The sequence below is a fragment of the Celeribacter marinus genome (assembly GCF_965656515.1).
GTDB lineage: Bacteria > Pseudomonadota > Alphaproteobacteria > Rhodobacterales > Rhodobacteraceae > Celeribacter > Celeribacter marinus_D.
Genome location: NZ_CBFHKW010000034.1, coordinates 1 through 21668, shown reverse-complemented (window position 1 = coordinate 21668; position 21668 = coordinate 1). Strand labels below are relative to the sequence as shown.

Annotated in this window: 22 protein-coding genes; 13 read left to right on the top strand and 9 right to left on the bottom strand. The window is 58.5% G+C overall.

All coding sequences use genetic code 11. The features are described 5' to 3' along the window. From ACTG34_RS08975 to ACTG34_RS08955, 5 genes are all read right to left on the bottom strand, one after another. A partial coding sequence (locus ACTG34_RS08975) for a PepSY domain-containing protein (RefSeq protein WP_439104597.1) occupies positions 1 to 1225 on the bottom strand: 1225 nt, incomplete at its 3' end. Between the two features lie 11 nt (positions 1226 to 1236). Beyond that, a complete protein-coding gene (locus ACTG34_RS08970) occupies positions 1237 to 1707 on the bottom strand; it encodes a DUF2271 domain-containing protein (RefSeq protein ID WP_062219653.1) in 471 nt (156 codons plus the stop codon). A 38-nt stretch (positions 1708 to 1745) separates the two neighbouring features. After that, positions 1746 to 2126, bottom strand: coding sequence for a PepSY domain-containing protein (locus tag ACTG34_RS08965; RefSeq protein ID WP_062219651.1), 381 nt, complete (start codon positions 2124 to 2126; stop codon positions 1746 to 1748). 172 nt (positions 2127 to 2298) lie between these two features. Next, on the bottom strand, positions 2299 to 2967 hold the full coding sequence (locus ACTG34_RS08960) for a cytochrome b/b6 domain-containing protein (protein ID WP_062219649.1): 669 nt from the start codon (positions 2965 to 2967) through the stop codon (positions 2299 to 2301). Then, a complete protein-coding gene (locus tag ACTG34_RS08955; protein ID WP_062219647.1) occupies positions 2960 to 3256 on the bottom strand; it encodes a PepSY domain-containing protein in 297 nt (98 codons plus the stop codon). The genes ACTG34_RS08960 and ACTG34_RS08955 overlap by 8 nt, the downstream gene beginning before the upstream one ends. 146 nt (positions 3257 to 3402) lie before the next feature. Between ACTG34_RS08955 and ACTG34_RS08950 the strand changes: the two genes are divergently transcribed. The 3 genes from ACTG34_RS08950 (at position 3403) to ACTG34_RS08940 (ending at position 6585) form a co-directional block, all read left to right on the top strand. Further along, positions 3403 to 4062, top strand: a complete 660-nt coding sequence (locus ACTG34_RS08950; protein WP_062219645.1) for a response regulator transcription factor — start codon at positions 3403 to 3405, stop codon at positions 4060 to 4062. Then, a complete protein-coding gene (locus ACTG34_RS08945) occupies positions 4059 to 5429 on the top strand; it encodes a sensor histidine kinase (RefSeq protein WP_439104596.1) in 1371 nt (456 codons plus the stop codon). Before ACTG34_RS08950 ends, ACTG34_RS08945 begins: the two co-directional genes overlap by 4 nt. 814 nt (positions 5430 to 6243) lie before the next feature. Continuing rightward, entirely contained in the window at positions 6244 to 6585 is a 342-nt protein-coding gene (locus tag ACTG34_RS08940) for a hypothetical protein (RefSeq protein ID WP_062219641.1), read from the top strand. A gap of 14 nt (positions 6586 to 6599) precedes the next feature. On the opposite strand, the gene ACTG34_RS08935 is transcribed toward ACTG34_RS08940, so the two are convergent. From ACTG34_RS08935 to iolG, 4 genes are read right to left on the bottom strand one after another with little or no spacing between them, the layout of a single operon-like run. Further along, positions 6600 to 7637: a Gfo/Idh/MocA family protein gene (locus ACTG34_RS08935; RefSeq protein WP_439104595.1), complete on the bottom strand. Its 1038-nt coding sequence runs from the start codon at positions 7635 to 7637 to the stop codon at positions 6600 to 6602. Further along, positions 7637 to 8800, bottom strand: coding sequence for a Gfo/Idh/MocA family protein (locus tag ACTG34_RS08930; protein WP_062219637.1), 1164 nt, complete (start codon positions 8798 to 8800; stop codon positions 7637 to 7639). Before ACTG34_RS08930 ends, ACTG34_RS08935 begins: the two co-directional genes overlap by 1 nt. A gap of 7 nt (positions 8801 to 8807) precedes the next feature. Continuing rightward, positions 8808 to 9710 (bottom strand): myo-inosose-2 dehydratase, encoded by a 903-nt coding sequence (gene iolE, locus ACTG34_RS08925; protein WP_062219635.1) that lies wholly within the window; start codon positions 9708 to 9710, stop codon positions 8808 to 8810. After that, positions 9707 to 10729 (bottom strand): inositol 2-dehydrogenase, encoded by a 1023-nt coding sequence (gene iolG, locus ACTG34_RS08920; protein WP_439104594.1) that lies wholly within the window; start codon positions 10727 to 10729, stop codon positions 9707 to 9709. The genes iolE and iolG overlap by 4 nt, the downstream gene beginning before the upstream one ends. Positions 10730 to 10830: 101 nt before the next feature. Between iolG and ACTG34_RS08915 the strand changes: the two genes are divergently transcribed. From ACTG34_RS08915 to ACTG34_RS08870, 10 genes are all read left to right on the top strand, one after another. Beyond that, positions 10831 to 11835 carry a LacI family DNA-binding transcriptional regulator gene (locus tag ACTG34_RS08915; protein ID WP_439104593.1) on the top strand — a complete coding sequence of 335 codons (1005 nt, stop codon included), beginning with the start codon at positions 10831 to 10833 and terminating at the stop codon, positions 11833 to 11835. A gap of 67 nt (positions 11836 to 11902) precedes the next feature. Continuing rightward, the gene (locus ACTG34_RS08910) at positions 11903 to 12934 is read left to right on the top strand and encodes a LacI family DNA-binding transcriptional regulator (RefSeq protein WP_062219629.1); all 1032 of its coding nucleotides are present in this window, start codon (positions 11903 to 11905) and stop codon (positions 12932 to 12934) included. Positions 12935 to 13297: 363 nt separating this feature from the next. Further along, the gene (locus ACTG34_RS08905) at positions 13298 to 14236 is read left to right on the top strand and encodes a substrate-binding domain-containing protein (protein WP_062219628.1); all 939 of its coding nucleotides are present in this window, start codon (positions 13298 to 13300) and stop codon (positions 14234 to 14236) included. A 97-nt stretch (positions 14237 to 14333) separates the two neighbouring features. After that, a complete protein-coding gene (locus ACTG34_RS08900) occupies positions 14334 to 15404 on the top strand; it encodes an ABC transporter permease (RefSeq protein WP_062219625.1) in 1071 nt (356 codons plus the stop codon). A 10-nt stretch (positions 15405 to 15414) separates the two neighbouring features. Beyond that, a complete protein-coding gene (locus tag ACTG34_RS08895; RefSeq protein WP_062219622.1) occupies positions 15415 to 16203 on the top strand; it encodes an ATP-binding cassette domain-containing protein in 789 nt (262 codons plus the stop codon). A 78-nt stretch (positions 16204 to 16281) separates the two neighbouring features. Continuing rightward, positions 16282 to 17178, top strand: a complete 897-nt coding sequence (locus ACTG34_RS08890) for a sugar phosphate isomerase/epimerase family protein (RefSeq protein WP_439104591.1) — start codon at positions 16282 to 16284, stop codon at positions 17176 to 17178. Between the two features lie 11 nt (positions 17179 to 17189). Beyond that, positions 17190 to 18200, top strand: a complete 1011-nt coding sequence (locus ACTG34_RS08885) for a Gfo/Idh/MocA family protein (RefSeq protein WP_439104590.1) — start codon at positions 17190 to 17192, stop codon at positions 18198 to 18200. Positions 18201 to 18220: 20 nt separating this feature from the next. Beyond that, a complete protein-coding gene (locus ACTG34_RS08880) occupies positions 18221 to 18994 on the top strand; it encodes a TIM barrel protein (RefSeq protein ID WP_236852432.1) in 774 nt (257 codons plus the stop codon). Positions 18995 to 19070: 76 nt separating this feature from the next. After that, positions 19071 to 21011, top strand: a complete 1941-nt coding sequence (locus ACTG34_RS08875) for a bifunctional 5-dehydro-2-deoxygluconokinase/5-dehydro-2-deoxyphosphogluconate aldolase (RefSeq protein ID WP_439104589.1) — start codon at positions 19071 to 19073, stop codon at positions 21009 to 21011. Continuing rightward, the coding region (locus ACTG34_RS08870; RefSeq protein WP_439104588.1) for a thiamine pyrophosphate-binding protein at positions 21008 to 21668 on the top strand (661 nt) is incomplete at its 3' end. The genes ACTG34_RS08875 and ACTG34_RS08870, both read left to right, overlap by 4 nt.

The following is a 21668-nucleotide window of genomic DNA, read 5'->3' as shown; positions in this document are numbered from 1 at the left end:
ATTCCGACGCGTTCAGCCAGTCGAGGAACCCCTTGGCCGAGGCAGGCGCCGTACCGTCGCCGTAGGTCGCGGCAAGCAGGATGATCCGCTCGGCCCTTTTGTAGCGCTCGGGCGCGAACCCCGACATCGGGCCGACATGGACGCTCTGCCCGGCCTTTGTCAGCGCGGCGTGAAGCGTTGCAGCGAAACCCCAAGTGCTGCCGCCCTCGCTGCCGACGAGCAGGATCGTTTCGGCACCCGCTGCTGGCTGGTTGTTCCGGATGCGCGGTCGCCCCCTCCGCCCGGCGAGCCAGATCTGGACGCCGGTTGCACCCATCGCCGGCACGCCTAGCGCCATGAGACCGAGCACGAGACCGAGTGTCGCCGCGCCCTGTCCTGTGTGGAGCATGTAGACGGTTTCCGAAACACGTTCCCACACGGTCAGGTCGGCCCAGGCCAGGAGGGCTCCGTCGCCCTGATCGAGATATCCGGTGCCCCGGTCGGTCTTGAGCGTAAAGACGTCCGCGGCGTCCTCGGGATAGGGAAAGCTCAGCGCGCGCAGGTCTGCGACTGGTGTTTCGCTCAGACCGGCAAGGCGGTCGAGTGCAATACCCGTCCCATTGCTCACAGCGGCCGGAAAGGCCGGCGGCGATCCGCCATCGGGAAGCAGCTCGAAGGTAGACGCCGTCATCCACAAAGCCGTAGCCGACGAGAGTAGAAGGCCAACGACTGCGATCCGAGCGATCTCGACATGCAGCCGTCCAGCGAGCGGGCCGCGCAGAGGCGCGAACCAATGCCGCCAGCCCCCCGCACGCCGGGCGACCAGCGCCGCACCTGAAAGCGAGAGGACCAGCATCGCCGCCGCTCCGGCGGCCATTGCCATGCGCCCGCCGTCACCAAGGAACAGTGATCGGTGCAGGTTGGTGAGCCAGCGCTCAACTTGATTGGGATCAGCAGAGGCCACGCCTTCCCCCGTTGCAGGGTCGATCACGGCTGCTCCTGGCTTACCTTGATCGAACCAGTAAGCGGTGATCCGTCCCGATGGCGACCTGCGGATCTGCTCGACACCCGGATAGACCAACTGGATACGGTCCGCGAGAGTGGCGACCGTCAGTTTGGTCTCTGCCTGCGGCGCGGCAAGCCGCTCGGCCGCAGGAAAGACAGACAGCGCCGCGCCACTCAAGCTGAGGATAGTGACGAGCAGGAGGGCCAGCAGACCCGGCCAGCGATGGAGTGCACGGATCATGGCCCCGCTCCTCACATGTCGTAGACGAAGCTGGCGACGTAGCGGCGCCCGCGTGTGGTCACGCCCGCGCCATCGGTCGTAAGCGGCACCGCCACCTCGTTCGGACTGTCGCGCATATCCTCGACAGCTGCATCGATGTGAAGCTTATAGCCCGCATCGAACAGCGCGTCGGCCAAGTCGAGCGTGATCTTGAGCTTGCGACCCGCGCCGACGCTGGCCCCGGTGATGCCGTTGACCTGCGCGGTGTCCCCGCCCGTGGCGCGGTGCCAGTCACTCAGATGCTTGTAGTATTTGGACTTGCCGCCAGCCATCCAGAGACTGCCGACATATGCGCCCGAGGCGTCGGTGACGTAGAGCGCAAGATAGGCGCCGTCGCCGCCGTAATTGTTGAGGGCCGTGGTGAGCGTGACCGGCCTGGCCATCGCGAGGCCAGGAAGTGTCAGCGCTGTGGTGAGCGCGAGCGTTTTGAGAAGCGATTTCATTGGATGTATCCTTGTTCGGAGAGGGGCTGCGAAGCGGTTCAGTTCACCTGAACTTGCGGCGGTGCGCCGTTGCCGAAGAGGCCGTTTTGCGGCGGTGCGACGGAACCGGCGGGGGCGGAATTGCGAGCACCACTGCGGTCGTCGTCATCATCCTCGTAGTCCATCTCGACGATCTGCAGCGTCGCCGGATCGAGCTTCACCTCGAATTCGCGGCCATCCTGGTCTCGGCCTTCGATTTCGTAGCAGCCGTCGTCGCTCTCGAAGTCGCGCACCGTCCAACCGCTCTGTTCGGCCATCTCCATCGCGGCCTCGCGCGGCTGCCACTGGTCACGGGGCGCATCGCAATCATCGTCGTCGGCCAGCGCAGCGCCGGCGGGCAAAAGTGCGATCAGGGCAAAGGCGGTCAGGGTCTTTTTCATGGCAGGGTCTCCTTTCGTCTGCTCACACCAATCTGGCGCCCCGACCTGAGGGCATCCTGACGCCCCAGCGATTCCTGCTTCAGCTTGCTGTCAGGAAATAAAATGGCCCCGCCGATCAGGGCGGGGCCAGGTTCGGCCGATGGAACGATCGGCTTTGGGGGGACTCCTCCGGTCAGGCGACGTCGCCTGGCTCGGGCGCACGTTTGGTACCGGTAACCATGGCTCGGGCAAGGTTTTCACGATGCCGGAACGAGGCCAAGACCACGCCGCCGACATGGACGGCAATCAGCAGAAGCATCAGATTGGCGAGGGTTTCGTGTACCTCTCCCAGCGCGCTTTCGCCGCCTTCACCATGTTCCGCGCGTTCGTCGCCATCGTCGTCAGCCCAGGCGGGCGCTACGATTTGCGGAAAATCAGGCAGCATTGTCATGCGGGTTTCATCCTCCATCAGCCAGCCCGTGAAAGCGGTTCCCGACAGGGTGATCAGTAGTGCGACGATCATCGCTGCACCCGCGGGGTTGTGGCCAAGATAACGGCGCTCACGACCACTGACCATGTCGCCGAGATAACGGACTGTCGCCGACGGCCCTTTCATAAACTGGGCAAAGCGGGCGTAACGGCTGCCGGCAAACCCCCAGATCAGACGGAAAGCCACCAGCCCTGCAACTATGTATCCCGCCACTTCATGTACCGTCGATAGCTCTTCAGCACTCAGGTATGCCGCTGCGAAGGCCGCTACGAGCCCCCAATGGAACATTCGCACTAGCGGATCCCAGACACGGATTGTACTTTCGGCACCGTGTCGTCCATCCTCGCGTTCAGTCGCGTAGGTTTCAGTCATTGTGGTCCTCCTCCTCCTCTTCTTCTTCGTACTCGAATTCAATGATTTGCAGATTTGATGGATGCACCGTCACCTCGATCCGGCGGCCCTCGGCGTCGCGCCCATCAATCTCGTAGCAGCCGTCGTCGATCTTGATGCGGCGCACCGTCCAGCCGTTCTCCTCGGCCAGTAGGGTGATACTTTCGCGCGGCTCCCAATCGGCCATTGGAACAAAGCAATCATCGTCCGCCAGTGCGCAGCTGGCTGGGAAAACCGCGAGAACGCTAATAATTATCAATGTCTTCTTCATGGGCCAAACTCCTCATGGGGCGTGTCTCGATGCAATATATGCGCTACCAAGCTGACGGCAGCCTGAATAACTGTATCTGCGCACGTCAGCTTTACGTAAGTCGCAACTGCCAAAAAAATGGTCCAGGAAAAAAGGAAAGGACAGATATGCGTATCCTGCTGATCGAGGACGACACGGTGCTGGGAGCAGCAGTGCGCGACCAGATTGCCGCCGATGGCCAGTCCGTTGACTGGGTCACACGCCTCGATACCGCCGGCGATGCGGTGAGGGCAACGTCCTATGACCTAATCCTTCTCGATTTGATGCTTCCGGACGGCCGCGGCATTGGCTTCCTTAAAAGCCTGCGCGCGCGGGGGGATGTGACTCCGGTCATCATCCTCACAGCGCTCGACCAGGTGTCGGATCGAATCGACGGGCTGAACGCGGGCGCCGACGACTACCTCGTGAAGCCTTTCGACCTGGCCGAACTGTCGGCCAGGATCGGGTCGGTCGCTCGGCGTTATAGCGGCAACCCAAACCCCCTTGTCACTCTTGGATCGCTCAACATCGACTTGGCCGGGCGCAGCGTGCACCGCGACGGCAAGCCGGTTGCGTTGACCGCTCGCGAATGGGCGCTGTTCGACGCCTTCCTTGCCCGCCCTAGCCATTTGCTGTCCAAGGCCCAGCTGGAGGATAGGCTCTACGCCTTCGACGCCGAGGTGGAGAGCAATACAATCGAGGTCCATGTAAGCCGCCTGCGCAAGAAGCTTGGGAGTGCAGTCATCGAGACCGAGCGCGGCATGGGCTATCGGCTGGGTAAGCCGTGAGGCTTCCGCGCAGCCTGCAGACCCGGCTGGCCCTGTCGGTCGGTCTCGTACTGACGGCGCTGTGGCTGTTGGCTGCAACCGTCACCGCCGTAATCGTCCGGGGCGAGCTTGACGAAGTCTTTGACACTGCCCTGCGCGAAACGGCGGAGCGCATCCTTCCGTTGGCCGTGATCGACATCGTCGGGCGGGAAGATCAAGTGGTGAGTCAGCGGCTTGCCTCGATTCGGGAGCATGACGAACTTTTCACCTATCTCGTAAGGGATGCCGAAGGCCGGATTCTGCTGCAATCCCATGCAGCCGATCCCGCCGTGTTCCCGCGGTACGACGGGCCGGGGTTTCAGCAAACAGCCTCCCATCGCCTCTACGGCGATGCGGCGCTTCAGGGAACGGTCAGTATCACCGTGGCCGAGCCATTGGCCCATCGCGCATCGGTCGCCCGAGAAATCCAGATGGGTCTCGGCCTGCCGCTGCTGGTCATGCTGCCCGTAGTGCTTCTGGCCATCATCCTGGCCGTTCGCTTCAGCCTCGAGCCACTGCGCAGGTTCCGCACTAGGCTCGAGGCACGCGGCGCCCGCGACCTGTCAGCGGTTCCTGCGGATGACCTGCCGACTGAGATCGACCCCTTGGCCGGCACGCTCAACGGCCTTATGCGCCGGTTGCGCGAGGCTTTCGAGGCCGAGCGCAGCTTTGCTGCGAATGCCGCGCACGAACTTCGCACGCCGCTCGCGGGTGCTATTGCGCAGGCACAGCGGCTTCGGTCGGAAACACAGGATCCGGCCACAGAAGCACGGGCCGCCGAGATCGAGGCAACGCTGAAGCGCCTGACCCGACTCTCCGAACGCCTAATGCAGCTTGCGCGTGCGGAAGGCGGGCGCTTGCGAGTGGACCGAAGCGCTGACCTTCGCGCCGTCGCCCGTATCGTAGTGGACGATCTCGGCCGCGTGGGCGCGCCAGGTCGGATCGCGCTTTCACTGCCAGACGCGGCGGTCATGTCGGATATCGATCCCGATGCCTTTGCCATCTTGTGCCGAAATCTCGTGGAGAACGCCTTGCGCCACGGGGCGGCGGATGTTCCGATCGACGTAAACCTGACGGAAAATGGCCAACTGATCGTAGCGAATGACGGTCCCGTCCTGCCGCGCGAAACCCTTGACCGTCTGACCGCGCGCTTCGAGCGTGCGAACGCAAGCAATGACGGCAACGGACTCGGCCTCGCGATTGTTGCCGCCATAGCTGACCGGATCGAAAGCCCGTTGATCTTGGAATCGCCGCGTCGGGGGGACACATCCGGTTTCCAGGCATCAATCCAGATGCCCACAGATAATCTTGCGAGAGGCACAGCGCCAAACGCTGAACGGCTAGCTTAACATCAACTGCTTCGTGCCTGTTCCTGCGCAATAGCATAATTTCCCTTGCCGCCGAGCCAACCGAGAACAGTGATGATCCAGTTCGGATCAATGAGTGGGCGAGCCATGTCGAGGTCAAGTTACCCGACGCTTCGCGGCAATCCGTTGATCGGTAGGATGTGCTTGATCGTACAGCCGATGGCTGCTCCAAACGGAATACAGGCAGTTTTTGCAATCTTATAATGCTGAATTAATTGTGGCTAAATGCCACAACAGGGCTGCCTGTATGATGCTGGCAAGAAATAGGGGTGATTACTTCACATGGTCCGACCGCGCGCACCAGGGCACAAACGGCTAACGCAAAACCAGCGTTTTGCCATCGTGCGTAAGCGTGCTGAGGGGGTGCTAATCGAGGATCTGGCCCGCGAATTTGGCGTCACGACCCGCGAGAGACACGGGCGCTGTAGAATTCGTCGTTGAAGTGTTGACCAATAAAATCGCCGTCTGGCGGGTCTCCATATTACACCACCATAGTTCCCCTTAAATGCGTTGGATCAAGCACCTTATGAACAGCGTCCTGCTGACACTCTGATCCATCGCTGCAACCGCTTGAATTCGCCCTATATGTTTCCAATCCAATACACCGACAAGGCCGCCAGATGCTGGGCTGAAACCCAGTAAAGGCACGGCCGGTGAAGCGCCTGACAATGCATTGGTTGAGACGAAGATTGGCCCTCCAAAGCACTAAGCCATTTACATAGTGGGGCCATCGAGGCCAGCCGATGCAGGTGAATGGGAAGCATTGAAATAGGATGACTGCTTTGACGACCGGCGCATGCTCGAACCCATTGGCCCCATAACGCTAGCCGGAGCTTGTGCGGCCCCTGCGCTTCGAGGTCATGGCCGAAAAATCCATGATAGCAAAGTGATTGATGCGTTTGTGGGTTGGCAAGAACCGGCGAAAGCCATCGCCGACAAAGGGGCGATGGCGGTCATTTCTTCAAAATCCAATGCCAAAATGCGCATTCCTCATAATCGTGATCTCTACGCCATGCTCAACTTGGTCGAGTGGTTCTTTTTGCAAAATGAAAGACATGCGAAGGCTTACAAAACCTACGAAAAATCAAATGAAATGACCTCGCCATTGTCCACCTCTTCGCGATCAAGCTTTAGCTGAATAAAGTCTACACCCTAGAACGAAGCGCTATAGTCAATGCTGAGCGTTTCGACGATTTTGTCTAGGGCTTCGAGCATGTTTAGTGTCTGAGACAGCGGTCGGCAATCGGTCTGGGTTTTGCCCTCCGCGATGCAACGGGCCACTTCGGCGGCCTCATAGAACAGCCCTTCGAAATGCCGCCCGCGCGGCTCGTTGTAGTCAAGCACGATCGAGCCGTCCGCGGACAGAATCCGGAACGGTCCGGGTAGGTTGAACTCCGATCTGAATTGGACCGTGCCCAATGTGCCGACAATCGCGGCATTGGTTGGGGTGAGCCCGTAGAGCGTGGTGGCAAGAGTGGCTTGATTGCCCGACATGTTTTCCATCACCAATGAAATCTGACCGTGCACGCCGCTTTGATCCATCTGCTTGAGCCCCGCCATCCGTGTCGGCACCCCCATCAGCTTGGTGATTAGCGAAAGCGGATAGGTGCCCAGATCAAGCAATGGCCCACCTGCAAGTTTGGGTTCAAAAATACGATGGTCGCGGGCGAAATATTCGCCGTATTCGGTATGGATAGACTTGATCTCGCCAAGGCATCCGCTATCGAAAACCTGCTGCAACACGTCGAATTTTGGTAGGAAATAGGTCCAGAGAGCCTCCGCTAAAAACAGCCGCTTGGTCTGAGCCAGACCGGCCAGCTCTTTGCCCTGCGCATAAGTCATCGTCATCGGCTTTTCGACGAGCACATGTTTACCCGCTTCCAAGGCCAGTTTGACATGGGCGAAGTGCATGTTATGCGGCGTGGTCACGTAGATCACATCGACATCCGGATCGCAGACCAAAGCCTCATAGCTGGCATGGGCAATCGCAATATTCCATTCTTCGGCAAAGCTCTCGGCCTTCTCGCGGGAGCGCGATCCGACGGCGTGAAAGACTTGCAGTGTATGGGCGCGGGTCGAGGCGATGAACTGTCTGGCAATCCAACCTGACCCAAGCACGCCCCATCTTAGCGGTGGGGCGTCCATTGGATCGGGAATGCGCGAGGCGGGAAGGGTGCTTGGAAAAGGCATCAAACGGTCTCCCATGTTTTGGTGTCGAGTGAACGTTCCATAGCTTCGACAATACGCTGATTTGTTAGGCCAAAGCCAAAGTCGGGGGTGCACGGCCCGTCCGAGCAGATGCCATCAATCAAGTCGCGAATCTCAATGACCTTGACGTCAAAGTATCCAAGCCCGCCTCCGGCAAAGTCGAATGGAAAAAATGCAGAAAATTGGGGCACCTGACTGCCCGCGAGTAGGGTTTTGAAACCACGATCGCGCTTGTCGTCGTCATAGCGGGCGAGTTTGATCTCGTTGAACCGCTCGCCGTCCATGATGATTGTGCCCGTGGTCCCAGAAACCTCCCAGTAGATGCCGAAGACCTTGCCCGCGCTGATGCGGCTTGCCTCGATGGTGCCGCCCGCGCCCGAGGCAAAGCGGATCATGGTCTGGATCTGATCCTCATTTTCTACCGCGCGGCGGGGCGCATTCTCGGCGGCTTTGGCACTATAGCCCGATTGACCCTGCGGCTCGGGGCGGGTCGGGAAATAGGTCTGGGTCTGCGCAATGGTTTCGGTGATGTCGCCCATCAGATACTGGGCTACGGAAATGACATGGGAGCCGAGATCTCCCAAAGCGCCCGATCCCGCCTGTTCGCGCGCGCAACGCCAAGAAAAAGGCAGGTCGGGATCATTGAAGAACCCTTGATCAAACCATCCGCGAAAGCGCGTCGGCGTGCCGATCTCTCCGCGTTCGATGATCTGTTTGGCCAGCATCGCGGCAGGTGTCTTCACGTTGTTGAAAGCGACCATGGTCTTTACGCCAGCTTTTTGCGCGGCGGTGGTCATGGCCTCGGCCTGTGCTACGGTGACGGACAGCGGCTTTTCGCAATAGACGTGCTTGCCCGCCTCAATCGCCGCCATGGCCATGTCGAAGTGCAGGAAATTGGGCGAGGTGATGTCGACCACGTCTACTTGGGGGTCGGCAACAAGGGTGCGCCAGTCCCCCGTTGCTTTTTCGAAACCGAAGCGCGCGGCGGCCTTGTCGGCAAGCGCATGTGTCGCATCCGCCAGCATATAGAGGCGCGGCTTGGCGGGCAGATCTGGATAGAGCATTTCGGCGCGGCGGAAGGCGTCGGCGTGGGCTTGGCCCATAAAGCCCGATCCGATCAGGCCGATGTTGAGGGTCTTTGTCATGTGTGTCTCACGAATCTTGGAATGCGGAAAGGATGGCGTTTCGGCCGCGCGTGACGGCGGCGAGTGGCGGGGCCTTTTCGGGGTCCTGTTCGGCCTCAATCACCAGCCAGCCCCTATAGCCGCTTTCGCGGACGAAGCGGGTGAGCGGGGCAAAGTCTAGGCAACCATCCCCCGGAACAGTGAACATGCCTGCGCGCACCCCGCCGTTGAAACTCAGATCGCCCGCACGGACCGCGGCCATTACGTCGCGTCGCACGTCCTTTAGGTGGATATGGGTTATGCGATCCGCGAAGCCGTCGATCAAATCGGTGTACTCGAACCCAGCTGCTGCGGCATGGCCTGTGTCGAGCAATAGACCGACCTGTGTCCCGCACGCGGACATAAGCGCCTGAATTTCCGGCAGGGTTTCGGCGACCATCATCAGGTGGTGATGATAGGCCAGTTTAAGCCCGTACGTGTCACGTAGATGGATCGCAAACGCGGTCAGGCGCAGAGCATATGCGGCAATCGCGGCGCGCGGCATTAGCGTGCGGGTGGACATACCCACATCGAGCGGGGCGTCCCCCGTCATCATCGCCACCTCGCCATAGACCAGCACAGAGCAGCCCATGTCCCGCAAAAGGCTGGCATGTGCGTGCACGGCATGGATTTCCGCGTCGAGCGAGCGCTCAGCCAACTCCCCCGAATACCAACCCGAAACAAGCGAGAGATCATGCGCAGCGAGCCGTGGGCGAAGGTTTTTTGCATCGCGCGGGAATTTGCGACCCAGTTCGACGCCCGCGTAGCCCGCCTGCGCGGCCTCCGTCAAGCAGGTTTCGACGGGGATATCAGCGCCGAGATCATGCAGAACATCATTGCTCCACGACAGTGGGCTAACGCCGAGATGGACGCCTTGGGGTAGGGCGGTCATGCGGCACCTCCCTGCGGTGTCCAATCCGCGGCGAAGGCAACGGGCACTCCCGTTTGGTAGGATTGGAGTGCGGCCTCCACGAGGCGTTGTGCCTCATAGCCATCACGAATACCCGCTAAAGGTGCCTTGCCGTTTTCCAACAGGTCTACGAAAGCTTCCATTTCGGCGGCATAGGCCTGCCGGAAGCGTTCGATAAAGTAGTTTTCGGGTGCGGCCATGCGTTTGCCGTCCGCAGACGAGACAGTCATATGGGTCTGGGTCTGGTTTTCAACGTTCAACACCTCGCGCGCGCAGAGTGCTTCCAGACGTTGGTCGTAGCCCATCGGGCCACGGCGGCATGCGGTGATATTGGCCATGCGGCCCGACACCGTGGTGAGGGTAACCATGAGCGTATCCACATCCCCTGCGACACCAATTTCATCGCTGATCAGGCATGCGCCGACCGCGTAGACGGTGGCAATTTCTTCGGCCAGCAGGAAGCGGGCCATGTCTGCATCGTGGATTGTGCTGTCGCGGAACATACCGCCCGAGGTTTCCACATACGAGCGCGGGGGCGGGGACGGGTCACGCGAGAACATTGTGAGCTGTTCCAGCGAGCCCGACATTCCAGAAGCAATACGAGCGTGCACTGCGCGAAAACTGGCGTCATAGCGGCGCTGGAACCCCATCATACAAGGAATTCCTGAGGCCTCCACGGCCTCCACAACTTGCTGGGTTAGCGCAAAGTCGAGGCTGATCGGTTTCTCGCAGAACACCGCTTTGCCTGCCTTGGCGGCGCGCATCAGTAGATCAGCGTGACTATTGGTTGAGCTGGCGATCAAGATGCCGTCGATGGACGGGTCGTCAAAAACGGTGTCCGTATTAGTGATATGTGCTCCTGTATGCGCGGCCAATGCCGTGCGGGCAGGGGTGTCAACCGGATCTACGAGATAGATAAGCGCAACGCCCGGTTGCGCGGCGGCATTGGTTGCGTGAACCTGCCCTATACGCCCCGCGCCGAAACAAGCCAGTTTTTTCATGATAGTCCTCCATTCGCCCTGTCGGCGATGATGTAAGTTTACAAAATCGGGGGCGGTCGTGCTAAGGATGTTTTGATGAAATATCTTCAAGCGGAGGCGAAATGGTATCCAAGGTGACAGCAGCAGACGTGGCGCGGGAGGCGGGGGTGTCGCCCGCCACGGTGGACCGTGTGCTCAACAATCGAGGCGGCGTTGTCACGGATAAGGAACGGCGCGTTATTGCGGCAGCAAAGCGGTTGAAGCTGGACCGGGCGTTGGATTTGAGGGCAGCGCGGACTTTGCGGGTGGCCGCGATTTTACAGTCCGACGAGAACCCGTTTCACGCTTCACTCGCCCGCGCCTTTTCGGATCAGAACCGTGGGGTAAATCCGTTCAACATCCAAACGCGGGTCTTCATTGCGGATCCTTCGGATCCGTTGAAGGTCTATCAAACGATACAACGTGCGATTGCGGCTCATGATGCGATTATCACCTGTTTGCCCGACGAAGATCCCATTGCCGTTGAACTCGACCGATTTGCGGAAGGAGGAAAGCCTGTCATTGCCTTGGCCACGGACATCCGCGCCGAGCGTGCGATATATGTCGGGCCGGACGACTATACGGGCGGGCGCATCGCAGGCGATCTTATGGGGCGGTTTGTCGGGCCTCGGGGTGGAGACCTGATGCTGATTGGTGGCCTTTGGTCGATGATCGGACAGGCCGAGCGTCGACGTGGGTTCGAGGATGTACTGGCGCAGCGCTACCCAGCGTGTCGGCTCGTTCAAGCTGTAGAGAGCTATGAGAGGGGCGAAAGGGCAGGCGAGCTTGCGATGCAAGCGCTTGCGTCGCAAAAAGGGATCGTTGGCATCTACAACGCCTCGGCAGGAGGCGTCAAAGTTGCCGAAGCCATCAAGCGTGCAGAGCGCAGTGATCTCGTTTTTATTACCCATGAGTTGACCGAACACAGGCGGGCATTGTTGAAGGCGGGCCAGATCGATGCGGTGCTTGATCAAGAACCCGTTCTGGAGGTTGAAACGGCACTCTGTGTGATCGCGCATCACTACGGACGGCGCGACGGCATCGTGGATTACAGGACGCCGATCCGCGTGCATTTGCGCGAAACGTAAGGAAGGGTCTTGCTACTCTGCGATGTACTTTGCATCCTATGATGTAAATACACCATAGGAGCTCGTTATGGCCAATCGCCCGACAATCAAGGACATCGCCCGAGAGGCAGGGGTCGGTCCTGCAACTGTGGACCGCGTGCTCAACGGGCGCGGCACGGTCCGCGAAGAAACGGTGCGCAAAGTGGCCATGGCGGCGCATAAGGTTGGATATCACGCTTCTGCCCTTTTTGACCGAAGGCTAGACTCTTCGGTTCCACAGATGACTTTTGGAATTGTGCTTCACAAAGGGAAGCAGGAATTCTATCAGAATTTCGCCGCCGAAATTGAGCAGGCCGTTTCTGAGCGCAGTGATATTCGCGGGCGGGCTGTAATTCGGTTTTCAAGTGCGCAAACGCCTGAGGCCTTCCTAGATGAAATCCATGCGATCGCACCCAAGGTGGATGCTTTGGCCAGTTCGGCCGTCAATCATCAGAACATTACGCAAGAGGTTCAACGGCTCAAAGAGAGAGGAATCCCCACCTTCGCCTTGCTCAACGACTTTGCCCAAGGCGTTCGTGAAAACTATCTTGGCCTTAACAACATGCAGGTTGGGCGTTTAGCGGGGTGGATGGCCTCGACTGCCGCGCGCGCAAACGGTAAGTTCGGTGTTTTTGTCGGAGGCAATCGCTGGCACGGTCACGAGCTACGCGAGACGGGATTTCGCAGCTTCGTGCGGGACAGTGCTCCGAACTTCACGGTGCTCGATTCATTGGTGAATCTCGAGACGCGGCAGTTGACTTATGAAGCGACTTTGGAACTGCTGGTCCGTCACCCTGATCTGCGTGGGCTCTATGTGGCGGGAGGTGGCATGGAAGGCGCGATTGCTGCGCTTCGTGAAACAGTTCGGCCTCACGACGTGGCTCTGGTGGTCAATGAGTTAACAGAAGACAGCCGTGCAGCACTTGCCGACGGCTATGTGACCATGGTGATCTCAACGCCGTTGCGGCAACTGTGTGTTGAGCTGGTGGAAATGATGGTGAACGCAGTAAAAAATGGCGGTGCGGCTGTGCCAGGACAAGCATTTTTACAGCCGCAGCTCTATCTGCCTGAGTCCATTTAGTGATGTTTTTACATCAAAATTAGCCCCATAGTCACATCATGAATGATGTGATATTGAGCGCCCTCCGTTGACCCGAAGCGCGAAATGGGATCAACCTTCTGCCAGCCGAGACATGAAGACATGAGTTCGGCTGGGAGGATCATTTCATCCGAGCTTATAAATTTGCGGCGACGGTTCATCCCGTTTTTCGCAATTTGATCTCTTCGCCCAATGGGCGAGGGCTGGGTGAGGTTTGCCTTCCTACCAAAAAAAACTGCTTCGCGTCGAGGAGGTCGCGCAGCGGAAAGTGACGCTAACACGGGTCACTCCGGCCTAACAATTCAAACGCCGACGCGCCGGACGTCGGACTTGGGAGGAAACTCAATGAAAAAGACTATTATCGCGGCAGGTGTCGCTACCATGCTTGCCTCAAGCGCGTCCGCCGCGTCTATCGGTGTCTCCATGGCGCTGTTCGACGACAACTTCTTGACTGTTCTGCGCAACGGTATGATCGAGATGGCCGACGGTATGGACGGTGTAGACATTCAGGTCGAAGACGCTCAGAACGACGTGGCCAAACAGCTCGACCAAATCAACAACTTTGTTGCATCCGGTGTTGACGCGATCATCGTAAACCCTGTCGACACCTCCGCCACGCAGGCCATGACCGCCGCTGCTGAAGCCGCTGGCGTGCCGCTCGTCTACGTCAACCGTCAACCGATCAACGTCGATATGCTGCCCGACAACCAAGCTTTCGTTGCGTCCAACGAAATCGAATCCGGTACGTTGGAAACCTTCGAAATCTGCAAGAACCTGCGTGCTGCTGGCAAAGGCGGCGGTGCTCGTGCCTACGTGATGATGGGTGAGCTGTCCAACCAAGCGGCCGTTCAGCGCACCAAAGACATCGAAGACGTTCTTTCCATGGATATGTGCTCCTTCATCGAAGTCGTCGATCAGCAGACCGCAAACTGGTCCCGTGATGAAGCTCAGGATCTCATGACCAACTGGTTGTCCTCTGGTGAACCCTTCGACGCGCTGATCGCCAACAACGACGAAATGGCTATCGGCGCCATTCAGGCAATGAAAGCAGCGGGCATCGATATGGATTCCGTCGAGGTGGGCGGAGTTGACGCGACCGCAGACGCTCTCGCCGCAATGGCCGCAGGTGATCTCGACGTCACTGTGTTCCAGAACGCAGCAGGTCAGGGCGCAGGCGCTCTGGATGCCGCACTGAAACTGGCTGCTGGCGAAGATGTTGACCAGAAAGTCTACGTGCCGTTCGAGCTAGTGACACCCGCCAACCTCGGTGACTACACGAAGTAATCAGACACCCGTCTGGACGTGAAAACAGTGAAGCGGAGCGCAAGTGCCGCTTCACCTTACGCGCCTGTAACGGCGTGCCGAAATCTGGGAGCAAGATATGTCGAAAACATTGCACGGCGTAGGGGGATTGACCTTCGACGATAAGAAAAAAGCGCGCGCGCCTGAATGGAACGTGTTCTTTGCGCTGGTTCTGATCGTGGTTATTTTCGAGGGACTTGGGGCCTTGTTGATGGGTCAAAGCCTACTCTTCGATAGTGCTGACCGCTTTGACAGCATCTTCAACGAAGCGCGTTTGAAGATCATCATTCTTCAGGTATCTATCATTGGCATTATTGCACTTGGCTCAACCCAAGTCATCATTCTGGGTGGTATCGACCTGTCGCCTGGTTCGATTGTCGGCGCAACGGCCATGGTGGCAATGTCATTTGCACAGGTGGCCGAATTCAATGGCATGGAAAATCCCAGCTTGGTGTTCGGCGGTGTTTCCGACTTACCCGTCATTGTTCCAATCGCGGTTGGCATAGTGTGTGGTGTGATCGCCGGCGGTATCAACGGGGTGCTGATCGCCTACACGAAAATTCCGCCCTTTATCGCGACTTTGGGGATGATGGTGTTCGCGCGCGGCGCCGCCAAGTGGTGGTCCAAAGGCCAACCTATTTCTTTCCCGACCGACAGCTACGCTGCGCTCGGGTCGGGCATGACGCCGGTTTTCATATTCATCGCTCTGGCTGTCTTGTTCCACCTGGTTTTGAAGTACACGGTTTACGGCAAACACACATATGCCATTGGGTCCAATGAGCAGGCTAGCCGCATGTCCGGGATCAAAGTCGAACACCATAAAGTTCTCGTCTACACCATCGCGGGAGTCCTTGCCGCTCTAGCCGCGGTCGTGCTCTCGTCGAAAAACCTCACTGCGCAGGCCGGCATGGGTACCATGTACGAGCTCGATGCAATCGCTATGACCGTCATCGGTGGCGTGTCGCTCTCGGGTGGTCGTGGCTCTATCCTCGGCACGGTGCTTGGCGCTCTGATCTTTGGTGTCATCATCTCCGGTTTCACGTTCCTGCGCCTCGATGCCTATTATCAAGAAATGGTCAAAGGTGTGATCATCGTCGGTGCGGTTGTCCTCGATCAATATCGCCAAAAGCGCAATGCAGCACGGATGTAAGGAGAAAGAAATGTTGGATTACAGCAAGTCCGAAATCGTGCTGGAGACGCGCGATTTGACAAAACATTACGGCGGGGTTCATGCCCTCGAGGGAGCCAACTTTAAGATTCATCAAGGTGAGCATGTCGCCATAATGGGCGATAACGGGGCGGGTAAATCCACCTTCGTACGTCAAATCACCGCCGTCGAGCAGCGGACCCGGGGCGACATCATCCTCCACGGCGAACCGACGCATTTTGACGGACCGATCAAGGCACGAGAAGCGGGTATCGAGACAGTGTTCCAGAATCTCGCATTGGCGGATGACCTCGACGTTCCATCGAACCTGTTTTTGGGCCGTGAAAAGGTGAAATTCAAGCTTGGGCCGTTTTCGATCCTCGATAACAAAGCGATGCGCGAAGCGACGTTAGCTGGTCTGGTGAAGACAGGGGTGAAAATTCCCAACATTCTTAACTCGATCCAGAACATGTCGGGGGGGCAGCGCCAATGTGTGGCGATTGCCCGTACGGCTGCCTTCCATTCTAAGCTCACGATCATGGACGAGCCAACGGCCGCGCTCGGTGTGCAGGAAACTGCGCAGGTGGAGAACATCATTCGCACGCTCAAAGAGCAAAACGAGCCTGTGATCCTGATCAGCCACAATATGCGTCAGGTGTTTGACTTGATGGATCGGATCGTCGTGTTTCGTCGTGGCCGCATCTGCGCCAACATCAAGGTGGACGATGCGCTCAAGCCCGAAGACGTCGTAGCTTACATCACGGGTGCCAAAACTGGCGCAGAATTTCCCGAAGCCGAGTAGTTTCGATAGTCCCTTTGCCCCGTCCGCCGCCCTGCGGGTGGGGCGCCCACTCCCTTTAGCCTTACACGGAGCCACGCTATGAAGCATACACTTGACCCGCATATGATCCGTCATCTGTCTTTGGAGGATACTGTCCGCAAAGTCGCAGAGCTTGGTTACGACTACGTGGAAATGTCTCCGCGTCCAGATTTCTTTTCGTGGTGGACACGCCCCAAACTGTACCCGGAAAAAATCCAGTCTTTCAAAAAGGCGTTGCAGGAGAACAACGTGGGTCTTGCAACCATTCAGCCGATGTATCGCTGGGCCAGCCCGTACCAAGACGAGTGGGACATGGCGATCGAGAATTGGAAGCGCGCAATCGAGTTGGCTGTCGAATTAGAGTGCCCGATGTTTGTGTCCGAGTTCGGACGCGGGGGCTCGCCGAACCGTTCGCTCAACGACACGTCGGGTCTTCACCGCCCGGAAGTGTGCGAGGGGCAGTTCTTTCGTGCGATGGATATTTTGGTCCCTCTGCTTGAAAAAGAGGGGATCAAGCTGTCGCTTGAGGCGCACCCAGAGGACTGGGTCGAAGAAATTCATCCCGCCATCGACATCATCAAAACCATCAATTCGCCGATGGTTCGCGCGTCATTCATTGCGCCGCACACCTTCTTCTATGGCCCCAATATGGAAGCAAATTTGCGCGCAACCGCCGGTCTGTTGGAACATGTTCGTTTGGCCGACACCTATGATCACAACAAGTCATCTGAATTGCGCTACATCGTAAATCCACCAGAATCCAAAGTGCGCGTTCACCAGCATCTCGACTTTGGCCAAGGTGAAATAGACTGGGATCTGTTTTTCGCAATATTGGCCGAGATGAAATTCGACGGCGTGCTGTCAAACTGCGTGTTTGCCTGGGAAGACCGCGCCGAAGACAGTGCGCGGTTCATGCTCGCACAAACCAAACAGTATCTCGCAAAGCATTATAAATAAGGACGACAGATATGACGCTTAAAATCGGTGTTATTGGCACAGGCATGATCGGTCGCGATCATACCCGCCGCATCCAAAACGTACTCGCAGGCGCGCAAGTTGTCGCTTTGTCAGACTATTCCTCCGAGGCCGCAAAAGCTGTCCAGGCTGATCTGGCCCCCGATGCTACTGTCTATGCGACGGGTCAAGAGCTGATCGCCGCCAACACGGTCGATGCCGTTCTTGTTTGCTCGACGGGCTCTACCCACGAGGACTACGTTCTGGCCGCAATCGAGGCAGGCAAACCCGTCTTTTGTGAAAAGCCTTTGGCGACGACGGCTGAGGGAGCCAAGCGCATTGTCGATGCGGAAGTCGCGGCAGGCAAACGTCTCGTTCAGGTCGGGTTCATGCGTCGCTACGACAGCGGATATGTTGCGCTCAAAGATGCGGTCGTGAACAATACCGGCGCACCGATCATGGTTCACGCCGCGCATCGCAACCCAGCGGTGCCCGAACAATATGTGACGCCTATGGCGATCCACGATACTTTTGTGCACGAAATCGACGTGTTCCGCTGGCTGCTCGATGATGACTATGTCTCTGCTCGTGTGACGTTCCCGCGCTCCTGTGCCGCGAGCCATGCCAAGCTGCGCGATCCGCAGATTGTTACCCTGACCACCGCCAAAGGTGTGGTGATCAACACGGAAATCTATGTGAACTGCAAATACGGCTACGACATCCAATGTCAGGTTGTCGGGGAAGATGGTGTTGCCTACTTGCCCGAGCCGCAGGCCATTAAAATGCGTCTTGGTGCCAAATTTCAAAATGAAATCCTGACAGATTGGAAGGACCGTTTCGTCGCCTCCTATGATGTTGAACTTCAGGACTTCATCAAAGCCGCGGCCGAGGGCACAGCGACTGGCCCTTCCTCTTGGGATGGCTACATGGCTGCCGTGACCTGTGACGCTTGCGTCGAGGCGCAAGAGGCCGAAGGCTCCGCGATCATCATCTCCAATCCTGAGCGCCCCGCGCTTTACAACTGAGGTTTGCCATGCATTTTGCAATGAACCATATCGCAGCGCCCAAGCTGTCACTCGAAGCCTTCTTCGAGATGTCCAAACGTCTCGGGATCACCGAGGTGGAGATCCGCAACGACATCCCCGATGTCGTCGGCACAATACCCCCCGAAGAGGTTAAGGCACTGGCCGAGAAACACGGGATGACCATCCTGTCGATCAACGCACTTTACCCGTTTAACGTTTGGTCGGACGATCTGCCCGAACGTGCTGTGGCTATGGCTGATTATGCCAAGGTCTGCGGCGCACGTGCATTGGTCATGTGCCCGCTCAATGACGGCAATGTCGTTTCCTTCGACGATCTGGTCGCAGCGCTAAAGGCGATGAAGCCGATCCTTGTTGAACGCGGCTTAATGGGGCTGGTCGAACCTCTAGGCTTCCCGATCTCTTCCATGCGCAAGAAAGCTACCGCAATCGACGCGATCAAGGCTGCGGGTGGGGAGGGGATTTACAAATTGATGCACGACACGTTCCACCACCATCTTGCGGGAGAGACCGAGTTCTTTCCTGAATGGACGGGCCTCGTCCACATCTCGGGTGTCACTGATCCCTCAGTGTCTGTCGACGATATGCTCGATGCGCACCGCGTTTTGGTGGATGAAGACGACCGTTTGGAAAATATTTTTCAGATCAAATCATTGCTCGATTTGGGCTACACCGGTCCTTTCAGCTTCGAGCCCTTTGCCGAAGAGGTGCACGCGCTGGCTGATGCCGAGGCGGCTTTAGCAACCTCGATTACGCACGTAAAGTCCGCCCTTTGAACCACTACTCCTGAGGGCTGGGCGACCGCTCGGCCCTTGGAATGACACACGCAACTGAACTGACAGGCACTTCTCCATGAGCACAGACATTGACGTAATCACGATAGGGCGCGCGGGCGTTGATTTGTATGGCACGCAGGTTGGCGGGCGGTTGGAGGACATGGGGTCGTTCGACAAATACATTGGCGGCAGTCCGACGAACATCGCGTGCGGGACGTCTCGTTTAGGGCTTAAAACCGCGTTGATCAGCCGTGTGGGCGATGAGCATATGGGGCGGTTTATCCGCGAGCAACTGGCGCGCGAGGGCGTGTGCACGGACGGCGTTGTGACTGATCCCGACCGCCTGACGGCGCTTGTGATTTTGGGTATTCGCGACGAGGACCAGTTTCCGCTGATCTTCTACCGCGAGGACTGCGCGGATATGGCGCTGTGCGAGGACGATATCGACCCTGCGTTCATCAAACGCGCGCGGGCTGTTGTTGTCACCGGCACGCACCTGTCCAATCCCAAAACCGCAGCGGCGGTGATCAAGGCGCTCAAGATTGCCCGCGAACACGGCATCCGCACCGCGCTTGATATCGATTACCGTCCCAACCTGTGGGGCGTGGCGGGGCATGGTGACGGCGAAAGCCGCTTTGTCGAAAGTCAGGCTGTTACGGATAAGCTTTTGTCCACGCTGCACTATTTTGATCTCATTGTGGGCACCGAGGAAGAGTTCCATATCGCGGGTGGGTCCACCGATACGCTTGCTGCCCTGCGCACGGTGCGCGAGCAATCGAGTGCGACACTGGTGTGCAAACGCGGCGCGCTTGGCGCGTCAGCCTTTGAGGGCGCGATCCCTGATAGCCTTGATGGTGGCCAAACGGGGCAGGGCTTTCCGATCGAAGTGTTCAACGTGCTTGGCGCGGGGGATGGATTTTTCTCCGGTCTGCTCAAAGGGTGGATGGAGGCGCAGACACTGGATGCGGTGAGTTGGCCCACGGCGCTCAAATACGCCAATGCTTGCGGCGCCTTCGCGGTGTCGCGCCACGGCTGCACGCCCGCCTATCCGAGTGTTGAGGAGCTTGAGTTTTTCCTCGGGCGCGGCGTGGTGCAAAGGGATTTGCGCAACGATCCGGCGCTTGAGCAAATCCACTGGTCCACCACGCGCCACACACGCAATGCGGGCGACTGGTCCACCATGCGGGTGTTTGCCTTTGACCACCGTGTGCAGCTCGAACAGACGAATGGCTACACGATTGAGCGCGGCGGTGCGTTCAAGGAATTGTGCCTCAAAGCGGCGCAACGGGTGCAAAACGGCCAAACCGGCTACGGTATCTTGTGCGACAACCGCATTGGCAAGGCGGCACTTCATGCGGCGTCAGGGTCTGGGCTTTGGATCGGACGTCCGACCGAATGGCCCGCCTCGCGGCCTTTGACGTTGGAGCCTGAACTGGGCTCAGATTTTGGCGGGCTGAGCCAATGGGCGCGTGAGAATGTCGTTAAATGCCTGTGTTTTTGTCACCCCGACGATGACGCTGCGACCCGCGCCGATCAGGAGGCCACGGTCAAGCGCCTGTTCGAGGCTGCGCGGCGCAACAACCTTGAATTCTTACTTGAACTCATTCCATCAAAAGTGGGGGTCATTGCTCCCGATACGACCGCCACTTTGATCCGGCAATTCTACGAGATCGGGGTTTACCCCGACTGGTGGAAGCTGGAACCGATGGCGGATGCGGAGGGCTGGGCCGCCGCCGTATCTGCCATCGAAGATTTTGACCGACACACGCGCGGCATCGTGGTGCTCGGGCTTGATGCGCCCGAGGCAGAGCTGTCCGCGAGTTTCGAAGTGGCCGCGGGCTTCGCACTCGTCAAAGGTTTTGCGGTTGGCCGGACGATTTTTGGCGATGCCGCCCGCGCATGGATGACGGGCGAGATGAGCGATGCGGCGGCGGTTGATGACATGGCCGCGCGCTACACCCGCCTGTGTCAGGTCTGGGATAATGCCCGTGCCAAAGCGATGGAGACCGTGCAATGAGCAACACCATCCGACTGACCGCCGCACAGGCGATGATCAAATGGCTCTCGGTGCAAATGACGCCCACCGCCTCAAGTAGCGAAGCGATAGGCGTACAAAAAGCCGCCTCAAGTAGCGAAGCGGTAGGCAATCAAAAGCTCGAGCGCTACATCGATGGCATGTGGGCCATTTTTGGCCACGGCAATGTGGCGGGCATCGGCGAGGCGCTTCATGCCGCCCGCGATGTCTTTCCCACATGGCGCGGCCAGAACGAACAAACCATGGCGCATGCGGCGATTGCCTATGCCAAGGGTAAAAAGCGCACCCGTGCGATGGCTGTAACCACCTCCATCGGGCCGGGGTCCACCAACGTTGTGACCGCCGCCGCACTGGCGCATGTCAACCGTTTGCCTCTGCTGATTGTGGCGGGAGATGTGTTTGCAAACCGCCGCCCCGATCCGGTGCTGCAACAGGTTGAGGATTTTGATGACGGCACCGTGTCGGCCAACGACTGCTTCAAGCCGGTGTCGCGCTATTTTGACCGTATCACGCGGCCTGAGCATCTCCTGACCGCGCTGCCACGGGCGCTGCGCACGATGACCGATCCGGCCAATTGCGGCCCTGCGGTTTTGGCGTTTTGCCAAGATGTGCAGGCCGAAGCTTACGATTACCCCAAGG

Coding starts and splice junctions, on each gene's coding strand:
- ACTG34_RS08905 (WP_062219628.1), top strand. CDS start 13,298: ATGAAAAAGACTATTATCGCGGCAGGTGTCGCTACCATGCTTGCCTCA.
- ACTG34_RS08935 (WP_439104595.1), bottom strand. CDS start 7,637: ATGCCTTTTCCAAGCACCCTTCCCGCCTCGCGCATTCCCGATCCAATG.
- iolE (WP_062219635.1), bottom strand. CDS start 9,710: ATGACCGCCCTACCCCAAGGCGTCCATCTCGGCGTTAGCCCACTGTCG.
- ACTG34_RS08910 (WP_062219629.1), top strand. CDS start 11,903: ATGGCCAATCGCCCGACAATCAAGGACATCGCCCGAGAGGCAGGGGTC.
- ACTG34_RS08900 (WP_062219625.1), top strand. CDS start 14,334: ATGTCGAAAACATTGCACGGCGTAGGGGGATTGACCTTCGACGATAAG.
- ACTG34_RS08890 (WP_439104591.1), top strand. CDS start 16,282: ATGAAGCATACACTTGACCCGCATATGATCCGTCATCTGTCTTTGGAG.
- ACTG34_RS08875 (WP_439104589.1), top strand. CDS start 19,071: ATGAGCACAGACATTGACGTAATCACGATAGGGCGCGCGGGCGTTGAT.
- ACTG34_RS08895 (WP_062219622.1), top strand. CDS start 15,415: ATGTTGGATTACAGCAAGTCCGAAATCGTGCTGGAGACGCGCGATTTG.
- ACTG34_RS08915 (WP_439104593.1), top strand. CDS start 10,831: ATGGTATCCAAGGTGACAGCAGCAGACGTGGCGCGGGAGGCGGGGGTG.
- ACTG34_RS08955 (WP_062219647.1), bottom strand. CDS start 3,256: ATGAAGAAGACATTGATAATTATTAGCGTTCTCGCGGTTTTCCCAGCC.
- ACTG34_RS08930 (WP_062219637.1), bottom strand. CDS start 8,800: ATGACAAAGACCCTCAACATCGGCCTGATCGGATCGGGCTTTATGGGC.
- ACTG34_RS08950 (WP_062219645.1), top strand. CDS start 3,403: ATGCGTATCCTGCTGATCGAGGACGACACGGTGCTGGGAGCAGCAGTG.
- ACTG34_RS08965 (WP_062219651.1), bottom strand. CDS start 2,126: ATGAAAAAGACCCTGACCGCCTTTGCCCTGATCGCACTTTTGCCCGCC.
- ACTG34_RS08880 (WP_236852432.1), top strand. CDS start 18,221: ATGAACCATATCGCAGCGCCCAAGCTGTCACTCGAAGCCTTCTTCGAG.
- ACTG34_RS08940 (WP_062219641.1), top strand. CDS start 6,244: ATGCTCGAACCCATTGGCCCCATAACGCTAGCCGGAGCTTGTGCGGCC.
- ACTG34_RS08885 (WP_439104590.1), top strand. CDS start 17,190: ATGACGCTTAAAATCGGTGTTATTGGCACAGGCATGATCGGTCGCGAT.
- ACTG34_RS08960 (WP_062219649.1), bottom strand. CDS start 2,967: ATGACTGAAACCTACGCGACTGAACGCGAGGATGGACGACACGGTGCC.
- ACTG34_RS08970 (WP_062219653.1), bottom strand. CDS start 1,707: ATGAAATCGCTTCTCAAAACGCTCGCGCTCACCACAGCGCTGACACTT.
- iolG (WP_439104594.1), bottom strand. CDS start 10,729: ATGAAAAAACTGGCTTGTTTCGGCGCGGGGCGTATAGGGCAGGTTCAC.